A 3,644-nucleotide genomic window follows, 5' to 3' on the forward strand; every position below is an offset into this window, starting at 1 on the left:
ATTGAAGACATTTGCGATCCTTGCACAAACCCAAAAGAGACAGCCGCGGAAGTTGTAGAATCGGCAAAAAAAATCACAGCGCCAGAAAATGTAATTACAGACTTGGAAAAGCGTTTTGGCTCAGATAATTTTGCAGATTATTCAAGAAAAGCTCCTGGAACATATGTCCATGTAGGCTCTTCCGACAGCGAAAAAAACAGCTGGCCGCATCACAACGAGCATTTCGACTTGGCAAAAGAAAGTCTGGCGTATGCCGCTGCCCTGGCATTGCAGTATTCGCTGGATTATCTGAATAAAAGTCTGTAAAAAAACGCATTTGACCGGTTGGTGTAGCAAAATGCGCTCAAAAAGCTTTTTACACGTTTATAAATTTACTTTATTTTTTATAGCCGTTTTGTTATAATTACTATAAATAGAAACGAAAGAATCTGCCGAATTTGCGCGGATTTTTGCGGAGGAAAATTTTATGGATATGCAGATGAACTTTGTTCGCAAGCTTCCAGTTCCGGCTGAATTAAAAAAACAGTTTCCGCTCGGAGAAGAAGTTGCAAAAATTAAAGAAGAACGCGATCAGATTATAAAAAATATTTTTGAAGGCAAGGACGGCCGCTTTTTGCTGATTATCGGTCCATGTTCTGCCGACAACGAAACTGCCGTTCTCGACTACATGAACCGCCTTGTAAAAGTTCAGGAAAAGGTTAAGGACAAGATTTTTATTATTCCGCGCGTATACACAAACAAGCCGCGCACAAAAGGAACTGGCTATAAAGGCATGCTGCATCAGCCTGACCCGACAAAAGGCGAGGATATGCTTGCAGGAATTATTGCAATCCGCGAAATGCACACACGCGTTGTAAAAGAAACTGGCTTTACATGCGCCGAAGAAATGCTCTATCCGGAAAATCACCGTTATCTTTCTGACTTGCTCGCTTACGTTGCAGTCGGCGCCCGTTCAGTCGAAGACCAGCTGCACAGAATTGTCGGAAGCGGCGTTGGAATTCCAGTCGGAATGAAAAACCCGACTTCGGGCGACATTTCCGTAATGATGAATTCAATCACAGCGGCTCAGGCGCATCAGAAATTCTTGTACCGTGGCTGGGAAGTAACGACAGACGGAAATCCCCTCGCGCATGCAATTTTGCGCGGATATGTAGATGCTTACGGCCGGGCTCATGCAAATTATCATTACGAAGATTTGCGCGCGCTGATTGACGCTTATGCCGAATCAAAGCTTCAAAATCCTGCCGTAATCGTAGACTGCAACCATTCAAATTCCGGCAAAAAATATCTCGAGCAGATAAGAATTTCAAAAGACGTAATTCACAGCTGCCATTCGTCTGAAGACATAAAAAAAATTGTAAAAGGACTTATGATTGAAAGTTATCTCGAAGACGGCGCGCAGGCAATTGGCGACGGAGTTTATGGAAAATCAATCACCGATCCTTGTCTTGGCTGGGAAAAAACCGAAAAACTGATCTACGACCTGGCAGATTATCTGTAATTTTTGTATTCTGGCAGGCTTTCCGTACTTCCGCGTCTTTGCGCTCCATCGTTTTGCAAAGCAAAACGACGCCTTCGGCGGTACTCCAATCCCTGCCGCAAAAATTGAATAAAAAATATTAGATTTTGTTAAAAAAAAGGTTAAAATTTTATACAAATGAAATTTTAACCTTTTTTTAATGTTATAATGTCATTATGAAATCTGTAAAAGAAATGTCGGTTGACCAAAAATTGGTTCAGCTTGCAAAAGAAATAATTGAGCTTACACCCGAAAAAGACGAGCTTCCGCTCAAAGTAATCGAAATTTTAATCAACGATGAAGAAGTGCAGGCGATTCAGGATTATGCAAATACTGTTTCGATTGTCCGGCTTGGCTTTAACGACCATGGGCCTGTTCATATGCGCACAGTTTGCCGCAACGCGCTCAAAATGCTTAAAATTCTCTATACTTGCGGCATAAAGACCAGCCTCGAAAATGAGAATGCCGGAAGTTTTTCTGACAGCGTAACGGCAGTTGTAATTGCAAGTTTTTTTCACGATTTTGGAATGACGATCGGCAGACAGGACCATGAGCTTTATTCAGGAATTCTTGCATTCAATATGATAGAAAGAATTTTAAAAACTGTGCTTCCAGAATCAAAAGACTTGAACCGGCGGGTTATAATCCGTTCCATGGCTCTTGAAGGAATTCTTGGCCACATGGGAACAAGAAAAATTCATTCTATAGAAGCCGGCCTGATTCTTATTGCCGACGGTTGCGACATGACAAAGGGACGCGCGCGAATTCCTATGGAAATGAATTCAAAACCGTCTGTTGGCGATATTCACAAGTATTCTGCAAATTCGATCGAAAAAGTAAAAATTCTTCAAGGCAAAGAAAAGCCGATAAAAATCGAAGTGCACATGAGCGCTGACGTTGGATTTTTTCAAATTGAAGAAGTTCTTCTGCAAAAAATAAACAACAGTCCGGCAAAAAACCTTGTGGAGCTGTTTGCAAGCGTTGAAGGGCAGGACGAAAAGCAATATTTATAAATTTTAGTTAAAAAAACTACTTTTGTAGTTTTTTTTTGACAAAATGCCGAATTTTGTATTGCAAAAAACGGTTTGAAAATTTATCATAGGCTCATAGGCTCATAGTATGTATTTTCAAGGAGTTTAGCATGCTTTTGGCCATTCTTGGCACGTTTGTATTATCTTTAGTCTTTTGTCCGTTAATTATTAGAATTTGCAGAAAATTAAGCCTTTATGATGAAGTTGATCCGCGCAAGATTCACACAGGAAATATTCCTCGTCTTGGCGGAATTGCAGTTTTTGCCTCTCTTTTAATTGTCTGGTTTTTTGTTCGTTTTGTTTTTAAAACTGTCGTGCTTAGTTTTTATTGGCCTTTATTCATAGGTTTTGGAATTATTCTTTTTTTTGGAATTTTGGACGACATTCTTAATATGCGCGCAAAATTGAAGTTTTTAATGCAGATTCTTGCGGCTTTAGTTGTGAGCGTAAGCCCTTATCACTTTACGACATTTTTGTACTGGAAATTTCCGCCTTTTGTCGGCGAAATACTTACTTTTTTCTGGATTGTTTCAATTGTAAATGCTTATAACCTGATTGACGGGATGGACTGTGTTTGTTCAGGAATTTCATTTTTTGCCTGTCTTTCAATAGGTTTTATGCTTTATAAGGCGCACAACGGCATGAGCCTTATTTATTTTATGCTCTGCGCGTCTTTGCTTGGCTTTATGTACTGGAACAAGCCGAACGCAAAAATATTTCTGGGCGATGGCGGAAGCCAATCTTTAGGATATTTGATCGCCGTTTCTCCGTTTTTCTTTTTTGACAATCCAAGGTTTAATTTCCGCGAAATTCCAATGATGGTTCTTATGTGCTCGATTCCTTTGACAGACGTAATTGCCGCAATCTGGAGACGTCTGCGTGAGCACAGAAAGATTTTTAGTCCTGACAGGGCGCATATTCATCACAAGCTTTTGAATATTGGCTTTTCAAAAAATGCGGCAATTTTGTTTTTGCTGTCGATTCAGGCAACTGTTACACTTGCAATTATTGTTTCATATTTTATGAAAGATCTTTCGGCAATTTGCCTTATATCATTTTGCTTGATTTTTATATGGGGAATATTTATTACCTTT

At 39.8% G+C, this 3,644-nt stretch carries 3 protein-coding genes and 1 pseudogene; all 4 read left to right on the plus strand.

All coding sequences use genetic code 11. The features are described from left to right. Nucleotides 1-306, plus strand: a pseudogene (locus tag B3Y13_RS08530) (hypothetical protein); the annotation flags it as partial. 160 nt (nucleotides 307-466) lie between these two features. Continuing rightward, entirely contained in the window at nucleotides 467-1,501 is a 1,035-nt protein-coding gene (locus tag B3Y13_RS08535; protein WP_296693959.1) for a 3-deoxy-7-phosphoheptulonate synthase, read from the plus strand. Nucleotides 1,502-1,695: 194 nt separating this feature from the next. Beyond that, the gene (locus B3Y13_RS08540) at nucleotides 1,696-2,532 is read left to right on the plus strand and encodes a phosphohydrolase (protein ID WP_296667831.1); all 837 of its coding nucleotides are present in this window, start codon (nucleotides 1,696-1,698) and stop codon (nucleotides 2,530-2,532) included. A gap of 128 nt (nucleotides 2,533-2,660) precedes the next feature. Next, nucleotides 2,661-3,644, plus strand: a 984-nt coding sequence (locus B3Y13_RS08545) for a glycosyltransferase family 4 protein (RefSeq protein ID WP_296693960.1), incomplete at its 3' end; no start/stop codon positions are given.

Origin of the sequence: Treponema sp. UBA7567 (assembly GCF_002476655.1) — a bacterium.
In the GTDB taxonomy this organism is placed as follows: Bacteria; Spirochaetota; Spirochaetia; order Treponematales; family Treponemataceae; genus Treponema_D.